Genomic DNA, 19,428 nt, shown 5'->3' on the forward strand with positions numbered 1-19,428 from the left:
GCGGCCGTGGGACTGCCGGGCGGGCCGGTGCGGGGGTGTGCGAGCCGGTCGGCGTGCTGGGCCGCTGGATCGGCCGGTGCGGTCTTCCGCCGGCCCGGCTGCCTTTCGTCCGCCGGCCCGGCTGACGCGCTGCTTCGCCGGACCGGCAGACCTCCGCGGCCGTGGGACCGCCGGGCGGGCCGGTGCGGGGGTGTGCGGGGCCGGTCGGTGTGGTGGTCCGCTGGATCGGCCGGTGCGGGGTGTGCGAGCCGGTCGGTGTGCTGGGCCGCTGGATCGGCCGGTGCGGTCTTCCGCCGGCCCGGTTGCCCTTCGTCCGCCGGATCGGCTGACGCGCTGCTCCGTCGGGCCGGCAGGCTCGCGCGGCGGCGACGGGCGTCGCGATCCGCTCGTGCCGGACCCGGGTCGGAGCCCCCGTGCCGCGGCGACCGTCGGTGCGACCGGCCTCAAGGCCGTGACCAGGCGCTTCGAGCGCCGGCCGTGGTGGGCCGGGAGTCCTGTGGGGCGCCTGGGGGCCGGGCCGGGCGTCCGGTGCGTGTTCCAGGTCCGTACCGGCGCGAACAACCGTGCAAGAACATGGCAGGCTTGGGGCATGGCCGCGCAGATCAACCCCAGCATCCTGTCCGCCGACTTCGCCCGCCTCGCGGACGAGGCGAAGGCGGTCCAGGGAGCCGACTGGCTCCACGTCGACGTCATGGACAACCATTTCGTCCCGAACCTCACGCTCGGCGTGCCGGTCGTGGAGTCCCTGGCCCGTGCGACGGACACGCCGCTGGACTGCCATCTGATGATCGCGGACGCGGATCGCTGGGCGCCGCAGTACGTGGAAGCCGGCGCCTCGTCCGTCACCTTCCACGTAGAGGCGGCCGCCGCGCCCGTCCGGCTCGCCCGTGAGATCCGGGCCAAGGGCGCCCGCGCCGCCATGGCGCTCAAGCCCGCGACCCCCATCGAGCCGTACGAGGACCTGCTGCCCGAGCTCGACATGCTGCTGATCATGACGGTTGAGCCGGGCTTCGGCGGGCAGGCGTTCCTGGACATCATGCTTCCCAAGATCCGCCGCACCCGCGAGCTGATCGACAAGCACGGCCTCGAGCTGTGGTTGCAGGTCGACGGGGGCGTCTCGGCCACGACGATCGAGCGGTGCGCGGACGCCGGAGCGGATGTCTTCGTCGCCGGGTCGGCCGTCTACGGGGCGAAGGACCCGGCAGAAGCAGTACGTGCACTACGCACCCAGGCGGAGGCGGCCACCGCCAAGGCGTCCTGGGCCTGCGGCCACTAGACGGCCCTTGGGCCACAGCTACGTGAACGGCGCCCATCAGGGCAGATCAAGCGCGCCGAATCTGCAAGGATGAACGGCGAATCCAGAATGTGAACAGCAGTGAGGAGATCGCCGTGTCGGGTATGTCGGCGGGCCGGTCAGCCATGCGGATGGGACCCGCTGAGCTGGTGCAGGCGGCGGCCATGGCCCGCCGCTTCTACCTCGAAGGCAAGTCCAAGATCCAGATCGCGGAGGAGTTCGGCGTCAGCCGCTTCAAAGTGGCCCGGGTACTTGAGACTGCCCTCGAGAGGGACCTCGTACGCATCGAGATCCGAGTCCCGGCCGAACTGGACGCCGAGCGCTCCGACGCGCTCCGCGCCCGCTACGGCCTCAGGCACGCCGTAGTGGTCGAGTCCCCGGCCGAGGCCGAGGAGACACCCGACCCCGAGAACCTGGGGGAGGTCGCCGCCGACCTGCTCGGCGAGCTCGTCAACGAGGGGGATGTGCTGGGACTGGCCTGGGGCCGTTCCACCATCCACATGGCGGCGGCGCTCGACCGGCTGCCACCCTGCACGGTGGTGCAGCTGACGGGCGTGTACGACGCCGGGACCGCCGAGCGCGGCTCGGTCGAGGCGGTCCGCCGCGCCGCCCAGGTGTCCGGCGGCGACGCGCACCCCATCTACGCGCCGATGCTGCTGCCGGACGCGGCCACGGCGGGGGCGCTGCGCCATCAGACGGGGATCGCCCGCGCCTTCGAGTACTTCGACAAGGTCACGGTCGCCTGCGTCTCCATCGGTTCCTGGGAGCCGGGCATCTCGACGGTCCACGACATGCTCAGCGACGAGGAGCGGGCGCACTACGCCTCGCTCGGTGTCGCCGCCGAGATGTCCGCGCACCTCTTCGACTCCGATGGCCGCCGGGTCGGCCGGGACCTGGGGGAGCGGTGCATCACGGTCAAGGCCGACCAGCTCCGCCGCATCCCCGAGGTCGTGGCGATCGCGGGCGGGCAGCGCAAGGCGGCGGCGATCGACGCGGTGCTGCGCTCGGGGCTCGTCACCAGCCTGGTGACGGACACCTCCGCGGCGGACTACCTGATGACCGCGGGCCCGACGCCGAAGTCCGCCCTCAACCGGTCGGACCCCGACGGTGCCTGACGGCTGCGGTCACCACGACTGGGGGGTGCCGGAATGACGGAACGCGTGGTCACACTCGACCTCGCCGGGGTCACGGACAAGGCGGGCCTGATGGACCGCTGCGTCCGTGCCCTGGCCCTGCCCGACTGGTTCGGCCGCAACTGGGACGCGCTCGCCGACAGCCTCTCCGACCACATGGTCTGGCCCGAGGGAGCCGTCGAGCGCGGCCTGCTGATCGTCGTACGCCACTGGCAGGGGTACGCGCGGACCCGCCCCGAGGAGTGGAAGACCGCACGCGAGGTGTTCACTGAGGCGGCGGACCGGACCCCGGCGCTCTCCGTGGCGCTGACCCTTGGAGGTTCCTCCTAGAACCCCTCTGACCAGCCTGGATGTTCTGTCGGGGGATGTCACGGCGGACCTCGTGGGAGAATGAAGTACGTGCTCTTTCCCCCTGGCTGACCTGTCCGGGGGCCGCCTCTGATCGACTGGGATGTGCAGCACGTGCGTTTCCTCAATGACATCCGGCCCGCTTACGATCTGACGTACGACGACGTGTTCATGGTGCCTAGCCGCTCCGCGGTGGGCTCGCGTCAGGCCGTGGACCTCAGCGCCCCGGACGGCACGGGCACCACGATCCCGCTCGTCGTCGCCAACATGACGGCCATCGCCGGCCGTCGCATGGCCGAGACGGTGGCCCGGCGCGGCGGACTGGTGGTCGTCCCGCAGGACATCCCCATCGACGTCGTCACCGACGTCATCTCCTGGGTGAAGAGCCGCCACCTGGTCCTCGACACCCCGATCGTGCTGGCCCCGCACCAGACCGTCGCCGACGCGCTGTCCCTGCTGCCCAAGCGGGCGCACAACGCGGGTGTAGTCGTCGACGACGAGCACCGGCCCATCGGTGTCGTCACCGACCGGGACCTGACCGGCGTCGACCGCTTCACCCAGCTCGAAGTGGTCATGTCCAAGGACCTGCTGCTGCTCGACGCCGACATCGACCCCACCGAGGCCTTCAACCGGCTCGACGGGGCCAACCGCCGCTATGCCCCGGCCGTCGACAAGGACGGCAGGCTGGCCGGCATCCTCACCCGCAAGGGCGCCCTGCGCGCGACCCTGTACACCCCCGCGACCGACGCGCGGGGCAAGCTGCGCGTCGCCGCCGCCGTGGGCATCAACGGCGACGTGGCGGGCAAGGCCAAGCAGTTGCTGGACGCGGGCGTGGACACGCTCGTCATCGACACCGCGCACGGCCACCAGGAGTCGATGATCAGCGCGATCAAGCTGGTCCGCGGCCTCGACCCGCGGGTGCCGATCGTGGCCGGCAACATCGTGGCCGCCGAGGGTGTGCGTGACCTCGTCGAGGCGGGCGCCGACATCGTCAAGGTCGGCGTCGGTCCCGGCGCCATGTGCACCACCCGCATGATGACCGGTGTGGGCCGGCCGCAGTTCTCCGCCGTCCTGGAGTGCGCGGCGGAGGCGAAGAAGTACGGCAAGCACGTCTGGGCCGACGGCGGTGTCCGGCACCCGCGCGACGTGGCGATGGCCCTCGCGGCCGGTGCGTCGAACGTGATGGTCGGCTCGTGGTTCGCGGGCACCTACGAGTCGCCGGGCGACCTCCAGCACGACGCGAACGGCCGCCCGTACAAGGAGTCGTTCGGCATGGCCTCCGCGCGCGCGGTGCGCAACCGCACCTCCGAGGAGTCGGCGTACGACCGCGCCCGCAAGGCGCTGTTCGAGGAGGGCATCTCGACCTCCCGCATGTTCCTCGACCCGGCCCGCCCGGGCGTCGAGGACCTGATCGACTCGATCATCGCGGGCGTCCGCTCCTCCTGCACCTACGCCGGCGCCGCCTCCCTGGAGGAGTTCGCCGAGAAGGCCGTCGTGGGCCTCCAGAGCGCCGCGGGCTACGCCGAGGGCAAGCCGCTGCACAACAGCTGGAGCTGACCGGGCGCAATGGCCGGCAGCCGGTGCGCAACGAATGGGCACCGCGTCGCGATGAACGCAATGATCTTGCGGGGATGCGCAAGGTCGCTGCATTACGCCCGCGAAGGGTCGGCTCATAAGGTGCTCACCTGTACGTGGTGTGGCGGGGACCCCGCTCGTCGGATCCCCGCCCTCGCAGGGATGCCGCCGGTCCCCGCCGCCCTGACCGGCAGCGATGAAGGAGCCCACGCGTGCTCGACCAAGGCGCACCCCCGCACGACAGCAGAGCCACCGCCCCCGCGTCCCCGGGCCTCGCCGCGCGCCTGATGCGTCGCAAGCCCGTGGAACGCCTGGTCGCGGAGGGTGGACAGGGCGAGGGAGGCACCCTCAGGCGCTCCCTGGGACTGTGGCAGCTGACCATGATCAGCATCGGTGCCACACTCGGCACCGGCATCTTCGTCGTCCTCGGCGAGGCCGTCCCCAAGGCCGGTCCGGCCGTCACGCTGTCCTTCGTGATCGCCGGTCTCACGGCACTCTTCTCGGCCCTGTCCTATGCCGAGCTGGCCGGCACCATCCCGGTCTCCGGCTCCTCGTACTCGTACGCATACGCAACGATGGGCGAGCTGATCGCCTGGGTCTGCGGCTGGTGCCTGGTCCTGGAGTACGGCGTGTCGGTCGCCGCCGTGGCCGTCGGCTGGGGCGAGTACCTCAACGAGCTGCTCGACGGCACCATCGGCGTCACCATCCCGGACGCCCTGTCGGCCCCGCCCGGCGACGGCGGCGTCTTCAACCTGCCCGCGCTGATCGTCGTACTCCTCGCCATGGCGTTCCTGCTCGGCGGCGCCAAGGAGTCCGCACGGGCCAACACCGTCATGGTGTGCGTGAAGATCGCCGCGCTGGTGCTGTTCTGCGCCATCGGCGTCCAGGGCTTCCGCTCGGGCAACTACGAGAACTTCATGCCGCTGGGCATGACCGGCGTCAGCGCGGCCGGAGCGACGCTGTTCTTCTCGTACATCGGCTTCGACGCCGCCTCCACCGCCGGTGAGGAGGCGAAGGACGCGCAGCGCGACCTGCCGCGCGCCATCATGCTGTCGCTGGTCATCGTCACCGCGCTGTACGTCCTCGTGGCGGCCGTCGCCGTCGGCGCCAAGCCCTGGCGGCGGTTCAACGACTCCGAGGCCGCGCTCGCCCAGATCATGCGCGAGGTGACCGGACAGACCTTCTGGGGCACCCTGCTCGCCGCCTGCGCGGTCATCGCCATCGCGAGCGTCGTGCTGACCGTGCTGTACGGCCAGACCCGCATCCTCTTCGCGATGTCCCGGGACGGCCTCGTGCCCAAGGTGTTCGCCAGGGTCCACCCGAAGACCGGCGCGCCCCGCGCCAACACGGTGATCGTCTCCCTGTTCTGCGGTGTCCTGGCCGCCGCCATCCCGCTGGGCCAGCTCGCCGACGCCACCAGCATCGGGACGCTGTTCGCCTTCGCGCTGGTCAACATCGCCGTCGTGGTGCTGCGCCGGACGCGTCCGCAGATGCCCCGCACCTTCCGGGTGCCGCTGTCGCCGGTGCTGCCGGCGGTGGGTCTCGCCCTCTGCGTGTGGATGATGGGCAGCCTGTCCGCCGTCACCTGGGTGGTCTTCGGTGTCTGGATGGCGGTGGGCCTCGTGTTCTACTTCGGGTACGGCTATCGCCGGTCCCGACTCGCCACACCCGCATCATCCGAGAAGTGATCGACCCACTGTGCTGAATCAGCTCGACGAACGCATCGTGCACGCCCTCGCCGAGGACGCCCGCCGCTCCTACGCGGACATCGGGCAACTGGTCGGCCTGTCCGCGCCCGCCGTGAAGCGGCGCGTGGACCGGCTGCGCGCCACCGGAGCCATCACCGGGTTCACCGTACGGGTGGACCCGGCGGCGCTCGGCTGGGAGACCGAGGGGTTCATCGAGATCTACTGCCGGCGCAACACCTCGCCGGAGACGATCCAGCGGGGCCTCGAGCGCTACCAGGAGGTCGTGGCCGCGTCCACCGTCACCGGGGACGCGGACGCGGTCGTCCAGGTCTTCGCCTCCGACATGCGCCACTTCGAGCGGGTGCTGGAGCGGATCGCGGGCGAGCCGTTCGTGGAGCGGACCAAGTCGGTGCTGGTGCTCTCGCCGCTGCTCAGACGCTTCTCGTCGGGGTCACCGACCTGACCGGGCCGGGCGCTTCACACCGCCCGCCGCTCGATCGCCGCCGGCAGGCGCCGCATGCCGACCGCGTGGCCGCCCGTGCCGATCACCAGCCGCCGGTAGAGCGCGCCTAGGGCTGGTCGTCACATTCCCGTCGTCGCCCGAAGGGCGGCCCCGCGGCGTCTGGTGCGTTCTCTCGCCGTGCCGGGCGGAAGTCCTCGTACTGGACGTACTTGGGCTTTCGCCCGGTGCGGCGAGAGGGCGTGCCAGGCGTCGCGGGGCAGACGGGAATGTGACGACCGGCCCTAGGGGGCCGGGGAAGCGCGCCCTGGTCTCCGCGCGCAGCCGGGAGCGCCCTGGGCCTGCCGGGGTGAGGCGGAGGATCAGGGCGTACGTCGAGAAGTGGTGCCGGCCGACGAGCACCAGCCGCCGCCCGGGATCCGCGGAGGTCACCCGGAAGCCGGGGAAGACGGACCCCACGGCCGGGGGCCGGACGCCGTGCGTTCGGCGCATCCGACCAGGCGGGCGTAGCGGGCCGGGCCGGCGCGGCCGAAGGAGCGGTCCAGGGTCTCACCGATGCCGCGCCAGAGGGCCTCGGGCTCCGCGTCGACGAGTGCCGTGTGCTCGTCGGCGTACGGCAGGCCGGCGATCCGGGCGTCGTCCACCGAGTACCTCCTCAGTCGGCCGTCTTGCGCGCCAGGGCGTTGTTGCCGATCGAGTTGTGCACGCTGAAGCTCACGGCGTCCGAGCGGTAGCGGTCGTCCGACCACTCCACCGGGCGGCCCTCGCGGGTCGTGGTCACCCGGCGGACCCGCAGCAGCGGGCTGGTGCGGCGGATGCCCAGCAGCTCGGCGTCCTGCGCACCCGCCGCGACCGCGTCGATGACGTGCTCCCCGTAGGCGAAGACCAGTCCCGTGTCGTCGTACAGGCGCTGGGTGACCGAGGGGCAGTCGGGCTCGATCGCCTCGACCGCCGGGGCGATCCAGTCCGCGTACACCGTCCGTTCCAGGAGCACCGGCTCGCCGTCCAGGCCGCGCACCCGCAGTACGTGCAACACCGGCGCCCCGCCGGGCACTTGGAGGCGGACGGCGTCCTCCTTCGTCGCGGGGCGGTGCTCCTGTGCCACGACGTGTCCCGTGGCCTCCCGGCCCATCGCCCGCGCCCACTGCGCGAAGCTGCGCAGTTCCTCGAAGCTCTGGCTGCGGCGGCTGGCGAGGACCGTCCTGCGGGCCCCCTGGCGGGAGCCGATGAGTCCCTCGGTGGTGAGGGCCGCGACGGCCTGCCGGACGGTGCCGCGCGACACGCCGTAGTGCGCGGCGAGCTCGGTCTCCGAGGGGAGCCGGCTGCCGACTGTGTACTCCTCGCGGTCGATCGCCTGCCGCAGTTCATCGGCGATCTCCTCGTGTCGCGCCGTCATGCTTCCCCTCTGAGTGGGCCGGTGTGCACAGCGTGACCAGCCTAATCGAGACCTGAGCGTGATCTGAAGCAGTCTGGATTGTGCAGCCAGGAGGGGGTCAAAGTTTCCTCACGGTTTACGGACAGGACACTGGCGCCGGGCGTACTGTGACCCAACTTGTTCAGACAAGTTCTTCGCGCCACCCACCCTCGTGCGTACTCCTGGAGAGACCGTGATCGTGTCCCTGCCGAGAACTGCTGTCCTTGGCGGCTCCCTCGCCGCCGTGCTCGCCCTCAGTGCCTGCGGCGCCGCCCCCGACGACGCGTCGACCACCGCCGACGGCAAGAACGCCGCGACCACCACCTCCGCCGCCGACTTCGGCGGCATGGACGCGCTGGTCAAGGCGGCCAAGAAGGAGGGCAAGCTGCACATCATCGCGGTGCCCCGCGACTGGGCGAACTACGGCGCCCTCATCGACGGCTTCCAGAAGAAGTACGGCATCAAGATCGAGGATGAGAGCCCCGACGGCTCCAGCCAGGACGAGATCAACGCCGTGACCTCCCGCAAGGGCCAGGACCGGGCCCCCGACGTGCTCGACCTCGGCAGCTCCTTCGCGCTCAGCGCCGCCCAGCAGGGCCTGCTCGCGCCGTACAAGGTGGCCGCGTACGGCGACATCCCGGCCGCGCAGAAGGACGCGCAGGCCCGCTGGTACAACGACTACGGCGGCTACATCTCCATCGGCTGCGACGCCAAGCGCGTCAAGACCTGCCCGACCACCTTCAAGGACCTGCTCAAGCCGCAGTACAAGGGCCAGGTCGCGCTCAACGGCAACCCCACCAAGTCCGGTTCGGCCTTCGGCGGCGTGTACGCGGCCGCCCTCGCGAGCGGCGGCTCCTTCAACGACATCCAGCCCGGCCTCGACTTCTTCGCCAAGCTGAAGAAGAACGGCAACTACACCCCCGTCGAGTCGACCCCGGCCACCGTCGAGAAGGGCGAGACGCCGATCAGCATCGACTGGGACTACCTGAACGCCGGTTACGCCGACGAGTTCAAGTCCAAGGGCGTCGACTGGAAGGTCGCGGTCCCGGCCGACGGCCAGTTCTCCCAGTACTACTCCCAGGCCGTCAACAAGGACGCCCCGCACCCGGCGGCCGCCCGCCTGTGGCAGGAGTACCTCTACAGCGCCGAGGGCCAGAACCTGTGGCTCAAGGGGTACGCCCGTCCGGCCCTGATGACCGCCATGGAGAAGGCCGGCACGCTCGACAAGACGGCCGCCGCCAAGCTCCCGAAGGTGTCCGGCACGCCCTCCTTCCCCACCGAGGCCCAGCAGAGCAAGGCCAAGACGGTCATCGCCCAGGGCTGGTCGAAGGCCGTCTCCGGATGACCACCGCTCTCACCAGGCCGGCCACGGCGCCCGTCGCTTCCCCGAAGCGACGGCGCCGTGCCCCCGGCTGGCTCGCCGTCGTCCCGCTGCTGGTGTTCACCGCGATCGCCTTCGGGATCCCCGCCCTCGCCATGCTGAACGGTGCCTTCACCGTCAAGGACCAGGCCACGGGCGCCACTTCGTACACCGCCGAGAACCTGACCACCTCCCTTCAGGGCCCCTACCTCACCGCCCTGACCGGCAGCGTCGAACTGTCCGCCGTCTCCGCCGCCCTCGGGACCCTGCTCGGGCTGCCGCTCGCGCAGGCCGTCGTGTCCTCGCGCTCCCGGGCGCTGCGCGAGGCCGTGCTCACCGCCTCCGGGGTGCTCGCCAACTTCGGCGGCGTGCCGCTGGCCTTCGCCTTCGTCGCCACACTCGGCAACGCCGGTGTGCTGACCGTGCACCTGGGCCTGACGGACAAGGGCTGGGACCTCTACAGCTTCTGGGGCCTGGTGCTGGTCTACCTGTACTTCCTGATCCCGCTGATGGTCCTCACCATCAGCCCGGCGCTGGACGGCCTGCGCTCCCAGTGGCGCGAAGCGGCCCGGAACAACGGCGCCACCGCCGTGCAGTACTGGCGGCACGTGGCCCTGCCGGTGCTCGCGCCCTCGCTGCTCGGCGGCCTCGTGCTGCTCTTCGGCAGCGCCTTCGCCGCGTACGCCACCGCCGCCGCGATGGTGGGCAGCGCGGTCCCGCTGGTCACCCTTCAGATCGCCGACGCCATCTCCGGCAACGTGCTGGTCGGCCAGGAGAACGTGGCACTCGCCCTCAGCCTCGACATGGTCCTGGTCGCGGGCCTGGTCATGGCCGTGTACCTGCCCCTGCAACGACGGAGCGCCCGATGGCTCGACGCCTGACCCCCTGGCGCTGGGCCGTGCTCGGCCTGGCCGCGCTGTACTTCCTCGTACCGCTGGGCGCCTCCGTGATCTTCACGGTCGACGTGCCCGGTCAGGGCGTCACCTTCGACGCCTACACCCAGATCGTCTCCGCCGACGGCTTCGTCTCCAGCCTGCTGCTCTCGCTGGAGCTGGCCGCGGCCACCATCGTCGTCGTCCTGCTGCTGATGGTGCCCGCCGTGGTCGCGCTGCGGCTCGGCGCGCCCCGGCTGCGGCCCCTCGTCGAGGTCGTGTGCTCGCTGCCGCTGGTCGTGCCGCCCATCGCCTTCGTCGCCGGGATCGCGACCGTCCTGAAGTGGGGGCCGGACCACCTGTCCCGCACCCCGCTGTTCCAGACGTTCGTGGCGGTCCAGAACCCGGACTTCCCGATCGTGCTCGTCCTCGCGTACGTCGTGATGGCGCTGCCGTTCGTGTACCGGGCGCTGGACACCGGGCTGCGCGCCATCGACGTCGGCACCCTCGTCGAGGCCGCCCGCAGCTGCGGCGCCTCCTGGCCGCAGGCCCTGGTGCGGGCCGTGCTGCCGAATCTGCGCGGGGCGCTGCTGAACGCGTCGTTCCTCACGCTGGCGCTGGTGCTCGGCGAGTTCACCGTGGCCCGGCTGCTCGGCTTCCAGCCCTTCGCCGTGTGGATCTACAACGTCGGCGGCTCGCAGGCCCAGATGTCCGTCGCCGTGTCCGTGCTGAGCCTGCTCGTCACCTGGGCCCTGCTCCTCGCGCTCGCCGGTGCCGGCGGGCGTACCCGAACCGCTGCGTCCCGAGGATGAACCGATGACCGCCACCACCCTTGAGAAGGCCACCACGGACCAGGCCGCCACCGTCGAATTCCGGGGTCTGCGCCGGGAGTTCGGGGCGACCGTCGCCCTCGACGGACTCGACCTCGCGGTGCGGCCGGGCGAGTTCCTGGCGCTGCTCGGCCCGTCCGGCTGCGGCAAGACCACGGCGCTGCGCATGCTCGCGGGATTCGAGCACCCGGACTCCGGCGCCGTGCTGGTGGACGGCGAGGACGTCACACACGTCCCGGCCCACCGTCGCGACGCCGGGATGGTCTTCCAGTCGTACAGCCTCTTCCCCCACCTGAGCGCCCTCGACAACGTCGCCTTCGGGCTGCGCATGCGCAAGGTGCGCACGGCCGAACGGCGGTCCCGGGCCGCGGAGTTGCTGGAGCTGGTCGGACTGGGCGACAAGGGGACGCGGTTCCCGCACCAGCTCTCCGGCGGCCAGCAGCAGCGCGTCGCGCTGGCCCGCGCCCTCGCCCTGCGCCCGCGCGTGCTGCTGCTCGACGAGCCGCTGTCGGCGCTGGACGCGAAGGTGCGCCTGGCCCTGCGCGAGGAGATCCGCAGGCTCCAGCAGGAACTCGGCATCACCACCCTGTTCGTCACCCACGACCAGGAGGAAGCGCTGTCCGTCGCCGACCGGGTCGCCGTCATGCGGGCCGGCCGGCTCGAACAGTGCGCCGCTCCCGCCGAGTTGTACGGCCGTCCGGCCACCGCCTTCGTCGCCGAGTTCGTCGGCACGATGAGCCGGATCCCGGGGCGGCTCGGGCAGGGGCAGGTCGAGGTGCTCGGGCAGCGGCTGCCGGTCGACGGCGAGGCACCGGCCGGATCCGACGTCGATGTGCTGGTGCGGCCCGAGGCCGTCGAGGTGCGGGCCGACGAGGAGGGCGACGCCCGGGTGCTCGCCACGGCCTTCCTGGGCGCGGTCGTGCGGGTCACCGTACGGCTCTCCGACGGCACCGAGGCGAAGGCCGACCTGCCCGCGCACGAGGCCGCCGGGCTCGGCGCCGGAGCCGCCGTGCGGGTGTCGCTGCCGCGGCGGCCCGTGCTGGTGGCCGAACGCACTCGCTGAATCCCACCGCCACCCCCGCCTTCCATGGAAGAGAGAAACGTGACCCCCCACCCCCGGCTCCCCCTCCAGGCCGTCCTGTTCGACATGGACGGCACGCTCGTCGACACCGAGCGGCTGTGGTGGGAGGCGGTGGAACACGTCGCCGCCCGGCCCCTGACCGAGGCGGACCAGCCGGACGTGCTCGGCCGCCCGGTCGAGCACACCGCCGCCTGGCTGGCCGTGGCCACCGGTACCCCGGTGGCCGATCTGGCCGCCGTGCTGCACGAGGAGTTCACGCACCGCGTCCGCACCGGCGTGGTGCCCCGCCCCGGTGCCCTCGACCTGCTGGACGCCCTGGCCCGTGCGGGGGTGCCGACCGCCCTGGTCACCGCGTCCCCGCGGGCCGTCGCCGACACTGTGCTCGACTCCCTGGGCGCCGGCCGCTTCGCGGTCTCCGTCACCGCCGACGACACCGGCCGCACCAAGCCCGCCCCCGACCCCTACCTCGCCGCCTGCCGTGCCCTCGGCGTCGACCCGGCGGCCTGCGTGGCCGTCGAGGACACCGAGACCGGAGTCGCCTCGGCCGAGGCCGCCGGGTGCGCCGTACTGGCCGTGCCCTCGCTCGCGCCGATCGGCGCGGCCCCGGGACGGACCGTGCGGGACAGCCTCGTCGGCGTCACACCCGAGGAGCTGGGACGCATGATCGTGTCCGAACTGCGGGTCATGAGCTGGAACCTGTGGCTCGACGGCGGCCGGATCGACGACCACCGGGCCAAGCAGCTCAAGGCCGTCCTGGAGTCGGGTGCGGACGTCGTCGGGCTCCAGGAGACGGGCGGCAGGGCCGCTCAGGAGCTGGCCGAGGCCCTCGGCTGGCACCACCACCGCGCGGGGGAGAACCTCGGAGTCATCAGCCGGTACCCCGTCACCGCCCGCCTCGGCGACCCGGACGTCGGTTTCTACGGAGCCGCCGGGGTCCGGATCGAGGTCGCGCCGGGCCGCGAGGTCGACGTGTGGACCGCACACCTGTACTACACGCCGTACGGGCCCTACGAGGCGGTCTTCGACCGGCTCCCGGCGTCCGAGCTGGTCGCCCACGAGGAGGTGCGGCTCGGCCAGATGCGGGACACGCTGAGAAGGATCGCCGAGACGAGCCTGCCGGCCGTGCCCGTGGTCCTCGTCGGCGACTTCAACTGCCCCTCGCACCTGGACCGGCCCGATGTCGAGTGGCCGGTGACGAAGGCCGCCGAGGAGGCGGGGCTGAGGGACTCCTTCCGGGAGGCCCACCCCGACCCGGCCGCCGAGCCCGGTCACACCTGGTCGCCGATCCATCCGGTCCACGAGGACGGCAGCGGGCGGCCCGAGCCGCAGGACCGGATCGACTATGTGCTGCACCGCGGCCTGACCGTGCTGGATTCGCGGACCCTCGTCACCGGTGCCCCGCGGCCCTGGCCCGACGTCGCCGGGAACGACTGGCCCTCCGATCACGCGGCGGTGGTCACCACCTTCGCCGTACCCGGCCACTGACCCGGGGTTACCGCAGGTCACCCTTGCGGGCGCCAGGGAGATCCCCTAGGTTGTGCCGGACTTTCTACCGACTGGTAACACCGGCAGGTAACCATGCGCTGGCCCCTGGGCCGTCCCTCCACCGTCCGCGCCCGGATCGTGTCGCTCGCGCTCGCGCCGGTCCTCGCGTTGATGACCCTGTGGAGCTTCGCCATGGTGTCGGTCACCGGCGACCTGCGCGCCCTGATCCGGCTCCAGGGGGTGTACGAGGATTTCGGCACCCCCGTGGACACGGCCGTCGGCCAGATCCAGATCGAGCGGCGGCTGTCGGCCGCGTACCTGGGCGGGGGCGGCGACACGGCCGCCGCCGCGGATCTGCTGGCCCAGCAGCGCCGCACCGACCGCGCGGTGGACGCCATGCGCGAGGCGATCCGCGGCGGTGACCGGGACCGGCTCACCGACCGGCAGCGGCAGGTCCTCGACGCGATGGCGCACGCCACCGACGGGCTGGAGAAGCTGCGCGAGCGGGTGCTGTCCCGCTCGGTCTCCTGGGACCGGGCGGTCGCCGGGTACGACGCCCTCGTGGAACCCGGCTTCGACGTCCAGTCCACGCTCACCGCGCTCCAGGCCGGCCGGCCGGCCCGGGAGGCGCAGGTCGTCATCGAGCTGGTGCGGGTGCGGGAGTTCGTCTCGCGCGAGGACGCCCTGGTCGCCGGGGCCCGCGCGGCCGGAACCCTGACCGACCGGCAGTACGACACGCTCACGGCGACCATCGAGGACCGGCGCGTCTTCGAGCGGACGTACGTGCCGGACCTGCCGTCCGACTCCCGGGCGCTGTTCGAGGAGTTCCAGCGCGGCGATCTGTACCGGGAGCTGGTGCACGGCGAGGACGCGCTGCTGCGGGCGGACGCCGCGCACGCCGGAAAGGCGGTCGCCGCCGGCACCTGGCGCACCACCACCGACCGGGCGGTCAAGCGGTACATGCTCCTGTGCACCCGCTCGGCCGAGAACTCCGCCGCGCGCGGGCGGGCCTTCGCCTACCGGGAGCTGGCCAGGGCGGCGGTGGTCGGACTGGCCGGCCTGGCCGCAGTGGGACTGTCGCTGTGGTTCGCGGTGCGCGGGGCCCGGCGCGTCTCACGCCGGCTGGAGACACTGCGTGACGCCGCCGATCTGCTGACCACCCGGCAACTGCCCGACGTCATACGGCGGTTGAGTGCGGGCGAGGAGGTCGACGCGGTGACGGAAGCGCCGCCGCTGGCCGCCGGCGAGATACGCGGCGACGAGATCGGCCAGGTCGGCCGGTCGTTCAACACCGCGCGCCTGGCGGCCGTCGAGGCCGCCGTCGAGCAGGCCGCCCTGCGGCGCGGGCTGTCCGCGGTGCTGCTCAACATCGCGCGCCGCAGCCAGGCGCTCGTGCACCGGCAGCTGAAGCTCGTCGACACGCTGGAGCGGCGCACCGAGGACCCCGACATCCTGCGCGAGCTGTTCCGCATCGACCACCTCACCACCCGTATGCGCCGGCACGCGGAGAGCCTGATCATCCTCTCCGGAGCGGCACCCGGCCGCCGCTGGCGGCGGCCCGTGCCCGTCGCGGACGTCGTGTCGTCGGCGGTGGGCGAGATCGAGGACTACGCCCGGGTCGTGGTCCCGCCGATGCCCGGGACCGGCGTGGCGGCGGACGCCGTGGCCGACGTCGTCCATCTGCTGGCCGAGCTGCTGGAGAACGCCACGGTGTTCTCCCCGCCGCACACCCTGGTGACGATGCGCACCGGCCGGGCGCGGGGCGGCTTCGTCCTGGAGATCGACGACCGGGGCCTCGGCCTCGACCCGGACCGGCGTGACGCGGCCCACCGCACCCTCACCGACCCCGACGCCTTCGACCCGACCCGGCACGACCGGCTCGGCCTGTACGTCGTGGGACGCCTCGCGGCCCGGCACGGCATCGAGGTCACGCTGCGGGACTCGCCGTACGGCGGGACGACGGCCGTGGTCCGGTTGCCGCCGGGGGTGCTGGCCGAGGCGGAACCGGGAACGGAACCGGAGGCCGAGGCGGGGGCGGAGGCGCGGAGGCCGGCCGCGAGCCCGGACGGACCGGACCCCGGCGGCGCCACCCCGCACACTCCCACCCCGCACACTCCCGCCCTCCCCACCCGCGTCCGCCAGGCTTCCCTGGCCGCCCCCCTGCGCGAGGCCGCCCCGCCCCGGGACGCTCCCCCGCCGCGGGAGGCCGACGCCGAAGAGATGCGGGCCGTCTTCGGCGCCTTCCAGCGAGGCCTGGACCGAGGCCGCAGGGGACTGCCCGCGGCCACCGACCCCGATGAAGGGACGCATGCCGACGATGCACGGTGACCAGCACAGTGACCAGCACAACCCCGAGCCTCCCGGCCCGGTCCCCGGCGAAGCGCCCGGCACGGACCTCGGCTGGCTGCTCGACGACCTCGTGGCCCGGACCGAGCACGTACGGCAGGCCGTGCTGCTCACCGCCGACGGGCTGCCGCTGAGCTGCTCGGAGGGGATGCGCAGACGGGACATCGAACACCTGGCCGCCGTCTGCTCCGGCTTCCACGGCCTGGCCCGTTCGGCGGGGGAGCGGTTCGCTGCGGGTGAGGTGCGGCAGACCATGGTGATGCTCGACGACGCCTACCTCTTCATCACCCCGGCAGGGCACGGCAGCCGCCTCGCCGTGCTCAGCGAGGCACAGAGCGACGTCGGACAGCTCGCCCACGAGATGGCGCTGCTGGTCCGCCGCCTCGGCCGCCACCTGGACGCGGCAGCACGGCCGGCCCCCTGATCCACGGTGGCCGACGAGCACTGGTACGAGGACGAGACCGGGCCGATGGTGCGCCCCTACACCGTGACCCGGGGCCGCACCCGCCCCTCGGACCGGCATGCCATCGACCTGATGTCCCAGGTCACCGCCGTGCCCGCGGACGTCGCGCAGCCAGGCGTCGACCACGCCCGCACCGCCCTGCTCGACCTGGTGCGCCGCGGCCCGCGCCCGGTCGTCGAACTGGCCGCGGACGCCGACCTGCCCCTGACCGTCGTCCGGGTGCTCCTCGGCGACCTGGCCGAGGCGGGACTGGTGCGCATCGACGAGCCGCGCCGCCTCTCCGCGACGGGCCCGGCCGCCGACCCCGGACTGCTCCGGGAGATCGTCGAGCGGCTGCGCGAGCTGTAGCCGCCCCGGGGACCGTCGCCGCGCGCAACGAATCGCCGCCCGGCCCGTGCTGCGCGCAACGAACCGCTCACCGGCGCGCAACGGCTTCTTCTTGTCCGGCCGAGTCCGGCGACCGTACCGTCTAAGTGACCCCAGGACCCCCTCCGCCCCGGTGAGGACCACGCATGCGCACCGCCCTGCTCCAGAGCTCCGGCCGCCCCGGCTTCCCCGCCGAGAACCTCGAGGTCCTCGACGCGGCCGCGGGCCGTGCCGCCGCCGCGGGTGCCGAGCTGCTGGTCGCGCCGGAGATGTTCCTCACCGGGTACGCGATCGGCGACGCCATCGGCGGCCTCGCCGAGCCCGCCGACGGCGCGGCGGCGGACGCGATCGCGGGGCTGGCCACCCGGCACGGCCTGGCGATCACCTACGGCTACCCCGAGCGGGACGGCGACACGGTCTACAACTCCGCGCAGTTGATCTCCGCCGACGGCACCCGCCTCGCGAACTACCGCAAGACGCACCTCTTCGGCTGCTCCGAGCGCGACCACTTCACCCCGGGCGAGCAGTCGCTCGTCCAGGCCCGGCTGGGCGGCCTGACCGTCGGCATCATGATCTGCTACGACGTCGAGTTCCCGGAGAACGCGCGCGCCCACGCCCTGGCCGGCACCGACCTGCTCGTGGTGCCGACGGCGAACATGCACCCGTTCCAGTTCGTCGCCGAGGCCATGGTGCCGGTGCGTGCCTGGGAGAACCAGATGTACGTGGCGTACGTCAACCGGGTCGGCGCGGAGGGCGAGTTCGAGTTCTTCGGCCTCTCCGCCCTCGCGGGCCCCGACGGCATCGCCCGCACCCGTGCCGGCCGCGGCGAGGAGCTGGTGGTCGCCGATGTCGACCCCGCCTTCCTGGCCGCCTCCCGTGAGGCGAACCCGTATCTGAAGGACCGGCGCCCCGGTCTGTACGGGTCCCTCGTCTGAGCCGCCGAAAAGCCCTGAGCCCTCCCCCTGTTTCACCTCTCGCGCAAGGAGTCCGTACCCCATGACGTCCACGGTGCCCAACGCCGTCGAGCACACAGACGCGCAGCAGCCGCCGATCACCATGTTCGGTCCGGACTTCCCCTACGCCTATGACGACTTCCTCGCCCACCCGGCGGGCCTCGGCCAGATCCCGGCGACCGAGCACGGCGCCGAGGTGGCGGTCATCGGCGGCGGGCTGTCCGGCATCGTGGCCGCCTACGAGCTGATGAAGATGGGCCTCAAGCCGGTCGTCTACGAGGCCGACCAGCTCGGCGGCCGGCTGCGGACGGTGGGCTTCGAGGGCTGTGACCCTTCGCTGACCGCCGAGATGGGCGCGATGCGCTTCCCGCCGTCCTCCACCGCCCTCCAGCACTACATCGACCTGGTGGGCCTGGAGACCCGGCCCTTCCCCAACCCCCTCGCCGAGACGACGCCTTCGACCGTCGTCGACCTCAAGGGCGAGTCGCACTACGCCGAGACGATCGACGACCTGCCGCAGGTCTACCGCGATGTCGCCGCCGCCTGGAGCAAGTGCCTCGAAGAGGGCGCCGACTTCTCCGACATGAACCGCGCCCTGCGCGAGCGGGACGTCCCGCGCATCCGCGAGATCTGGGCGAAGCTCGTCGAGAAGCTCGACAACCAGACCTTCTACGGCTTCCTCTGCGACTCCGAGGCCTTCAAGTCCTTCCGCCACCGCGAGATCTTCGGCCAGGTGGGCTTCGGCACCGGCGGCTGGGACACCGACTTCCCCAACTCCATCCTGGAGATCCTGCGGGTCGTCTACACCGAGGCGGACGACCACCACCGCGGCATCGTCGGCGGCTCCCAGCAGCTGCCGCTGCGGCTGTGGCGGCGCGAGCCGGAGAAGATCGTCCACTGGCCGTACGGCACCTCGCTGGCGTCCCTGCACGTGGACGGCGAGCCCCGCCCGGCCGTGACCCGGCTGCACCGCACCGCGGGCAACCAGATCACCGTGACGGACGCGAACGGTGACATCCGCACGTACAGGGCGGCGGTCTTCACCGCGCAGTCCTGGATGCTGCTGTCGAAGATCGCCTGCGACGACTCGCTGTTCCCGATCGACCACTGGACCGCGATCGAGCGCACCCACTACATGGAGTCCTCGAAGCTGTTCGTGCCGGTGGACCGGCCGTTCTGGCTGGACAAGGCCGTCGACGACAGGGGAAATCCGACCGGCCGGGACGTCATGTCGATGACGCTCACCGACCGCATGACCCGCGGCACCTACCTCCTCGACGACGGCCCGGACAAGCCCGCCGTCATCTGTCTCTCCTACACCTGGTGCGACGACAGCCTGAAGTGGCTGCCGCTGTCCGCGAACGAGCGGATGGAGGTCATGCTGAAGTCGCTCGGCGAGATCTACCCGAAGGTCGACATCCGGAAGCACATCATCGGCAACCCGGTGACCGTCTCCTGGGAGAACGAGCCCTACTTCATGGGCGCGTTCAAGGCCAACCTGCCCGGCCACTACCGTTACCAGCGCCGTCTGTTCACCCACTTCATGCAGGACGAGCTGCCCGAGGACAAGCGGGGCGTCTTCCTCGCCGGCGACGACATCTCCTGGACGGCCGGCTGGGCCGAGGGCGCCATCCAGACCGCGCTGAACGCGGTGTGGGGCGTCATGCACCACCTCGGCGGTGCCACCGACCCCGGCAACCCCGGTCCCGGCGACGTCTACGACGAGATCGCCCCGGTCGAACTCCCCGAGGACTGACCGG

At 72.3% G+C, this 19,428-nt stretch carries 18 protein-coding genes; 16 read left to right on the forward strand and 2 right to left on the reverse strand.

Going from position 1 to position 19,428, the window contains the following annotated elements; translation table 11 throughout:
- The first annotated feature begins 589 nt into the window (after positions 1 to 589).
- The 6 genes from rpe to ABZ915_RS20835 all read left to right on the forward strand — a co-directional run bounded on the left by rpe (position 590) and on the right by ABZ915_RS20835 (position 6,501).
- The gene (gene rpe, locus ABZ915_RS20810; protein WP_361804845.1) at positions 590 to 1,276 is read left to right on the forward strand and encodes a ribulose-phosphate 3-epimerase; all 687 of its coding nucleotides are present in this window, start codon (positions 590 to 592) and stop codon (positions 1,274 to 1,276) included.
- 89 nt (positions 1,277 to 1,365) lie between these two features.
- The gene (locus ABZ915_RS20815) at positions 1,366 to 2,409 is read left to right on the forward strand and encodes a sugar-binding domain-containing protein (protein ID WP_361804848.1); all 1,044 of its coding nucleotides are present in this window, start codon (positions 1,366 to 1,368) and stop codon (positions 2,407 to 2,409) included.
- A 33-nt stretch (positions 2,410 to 2,442) separates the two neighbouring features.
- Positions 2,443 to 2,757 carry a barstar family protein gene (locus ABZ915_RS20820; protein WP_361804851.1) on the forward strand — a complete coding sequence of 105 codons (315 nt, stop codon included), beginning with the start codon at positions 2,443 to 2,445 and terminating at the stop codon, positions 2,755 to 2,757.
- 132 nt (positions 2,758 to 2,889) lie between these two features.
- On the forward strand, positions 2,890 to 4,332 hold the full coding sequence (locus ABZ915_RS20825; protein ID WP_361804854.1) for a GuaB1 family IMP dehydrogenase-related protein: 1,443 nt from the start codon (positions 2,890 to 2,892) through the stop codon (positions 4,330 to 4,332).
- 230 nt (positions 4,333 to 4,562) lie between these two features.
- Complete coding sequence (locus tag ABZ915_RS20830; protein WP_361804857.1) at positions 4,563 to 6,038, forward strand: amino acid permease; 1,476 nt, start codon at positions 4,563 to 4,565, stop codon at positions 6,036 to 6,038.
- A gap of 10 nt (positions 6,039 to 6,048) precedes the next feature.
- Positions 6,049 to 6,501: an Lrp/AsnC family transcriptional regulator gene (locus tag ABZ915_RS20835; protein WP_132853566.1), complete on the forward strand. Its 453-nt coding sequence runs from the start codon at positions 6,049 to 6,051 to the stop codon at positions 6,499 to 6,501.
- A gap of 425 nt (positions 6,502 to 6,926) precedes the next feature.
- Here ABZ915_RS20835 and ABZ915_RS20840 read toward each other — a convergent pair whose 3' ends face one another.
- Positions 6,927 to 7,142 (reverse strand): hypothetical protein, encoded by a 216-nt coding sequence (locus tag ABZ915_RS20840; RefSeq protein WP_361804860.1) that lies wholly within the window; start codon positions 7,140 to 7,142, stop codon positions 6,927 to 6,929.
- Between the two features lie 11 nt (positions 7,143 to 7,153).
- Entirely contained in the window at positions 7,154 to 7,894 is a 741-nt protein-coding gene (locus ABZ915_RS20845) for a GntR family transcriptional regulator (RefSeq protein WP_361804863.1), read from the reverse strand.
- A 211-nt stretch (positions 7,895 to 8,105) separates the two neighbouring features.
- Here ABZ915_RS20845 and ABZ915_RS20850 point away from each other — a divergent pair, with 211 nt between their 5' ends.
- The 10 genes from ABZ915_RS20850 to ABZ915_RS20895 all read left to right on the forward strand — a co-directional run bounded on the left by ABZ915_RS20850 (position 8,106) and on the right by ABZ915_RS20895 (position 19,424).
- Positions 8,106 to 9,257: an extracellular solute-binding protein gene (locus ABZ915_RS20850; protein WP_361804866.1), complete on the forward strand. Its 1,152-nt coding sequence runs from the start codon at positions 8,106 to 8,108 to the stop codon at positions 9,255 to 9,257.
- A complete protein-coding gene (locus tag ABZ915_RS20855) occupies positions 9,254 to 10,153 on the forward strand; it encodes an ABC transporter permease subunit (protein WP_361804869.1) in 900 nt (299 codons plus the stop codon). The genes ABZ915_RS20850 and ABZ915_RS20855 overlap by 4 nt, the downstream gene beginning before the upstream one ends.
- Positions 10,138 to 10,956, forward strand: coding sequence for an ABC transporter permease subunit (locus tag ABZ915_RS20860; protein ID WP_361804872.1), 819 nt, complete (start codon positions 10,138 to 10,140; stop codon positions 10,954 to 10,956). The genes ABZ915_RS20855 and ABZ915_RS20860 overlap by 16 nt, the downstream gene beginning before the upstream one ends.
- A gap of 4 nt (positions 10,957 to 10,960) precedes the next feature.
- Positions 10,961 to 12,037, forward strand: a complete 1,077-nt coding sequence (locus tag ABZ915_RS20865) for an ABC transporter ATP-binding protein (RefSeq protein WP_361804875.1) — start codon at positions 10,961 to 10,963, stop codon at positions 12,035 to 12,037.
- 39 nt (positions 12,038 to 12,076) lie between these two features.
- A complete protein-coding gene (locus ABZ915_RS20870) occupies positions 12,077 to 13,540 on the forward strand; it encodes an HAD-IA family hydrolase (RefSeq protein WP_361804878.1) in 1,464 nt (487 codons plus the stop codon).
- Positions 13,541 to 13,633: 93 nt separating this feature from the next.
- Positions 13,634 to 15,868, forward strand: coding sequence for a nitrate- and nitrite sensing domain-containing protein (locus tag ABZ915_RS20875; protein ID WP_361804881.1), 2,235 nt, complete (start codon positions 13,634 to 13,636; stop codon positions 15,866 to 15,868).
- Positions 15,849 to 16,310: a roadblock/LC7 domain-containing protein gene (locus ABZ915_RS20880; RefSeq protein ID WP_361804884.1), complete on the forward strand. Its 462-nt coding sequence runs from the start codon at positions 15,849 to 15,851 to the stop codon at positions 16,308 to 16,310. Before ABZ915_RS20875 ends, ABZ915_RS20880 begins: the two co-directional genes overlap by 20 nt.
- Before the next feature lie 6 nt (positions 16,311 to 16,316).
- Positions 16,317 to 16,697 carry a DUF742 domain-containing protein gene (locus ABZ915_RS20885; RefSeq protein ID WP_361804887.1) on the forward strand — a complete coding sequence of 127 codons (381 nt, stop codon included), beginning with the start codon at positions 16,317 to 16,319 and terminating at the stop codon, positions 16,695 to 16,697.
- 164 nt (positions 16,698 to 16,861) lie between these two features.
- Positions 16,862 to 17,650: a carbon-nitrogen hydrolase family protein gene (locus ABZ915_RS20890; RefSeq protein ID WP_361804890.1), complete on the forward strand. Its 789-nt coding sequence runs from the start codon at positions 16,862 to 16,864 to the stop codon at positions 17,648 to 17,650.
- Positions 17,651 to 17,711: 61 nt separating this feature from the next.
- Positions 17,712 to 19,424 (forward strand): NAD(P)/FAD-dependent oxidoreductase, encoded by a 1,713-nt coding sequence (locus ABZ915_RS20895; RefSeq protein ID WP_361804893.1) that lies wholly within the window; start codon positions 17,712 to 17,714, stop codon positions 19,422 to 19,424.
- Positions 19,425 to 19,428: the final 4 nt, after the last annotated feature.

This window comes from Streptomyces sp. NPDC046915 (assembly GCF_040644935.1).
Lineage (GTDB): Bacteria > Actinomycetota > Actinomycetes > Streptomycetales > Streptomycetaceae > Streptomyces.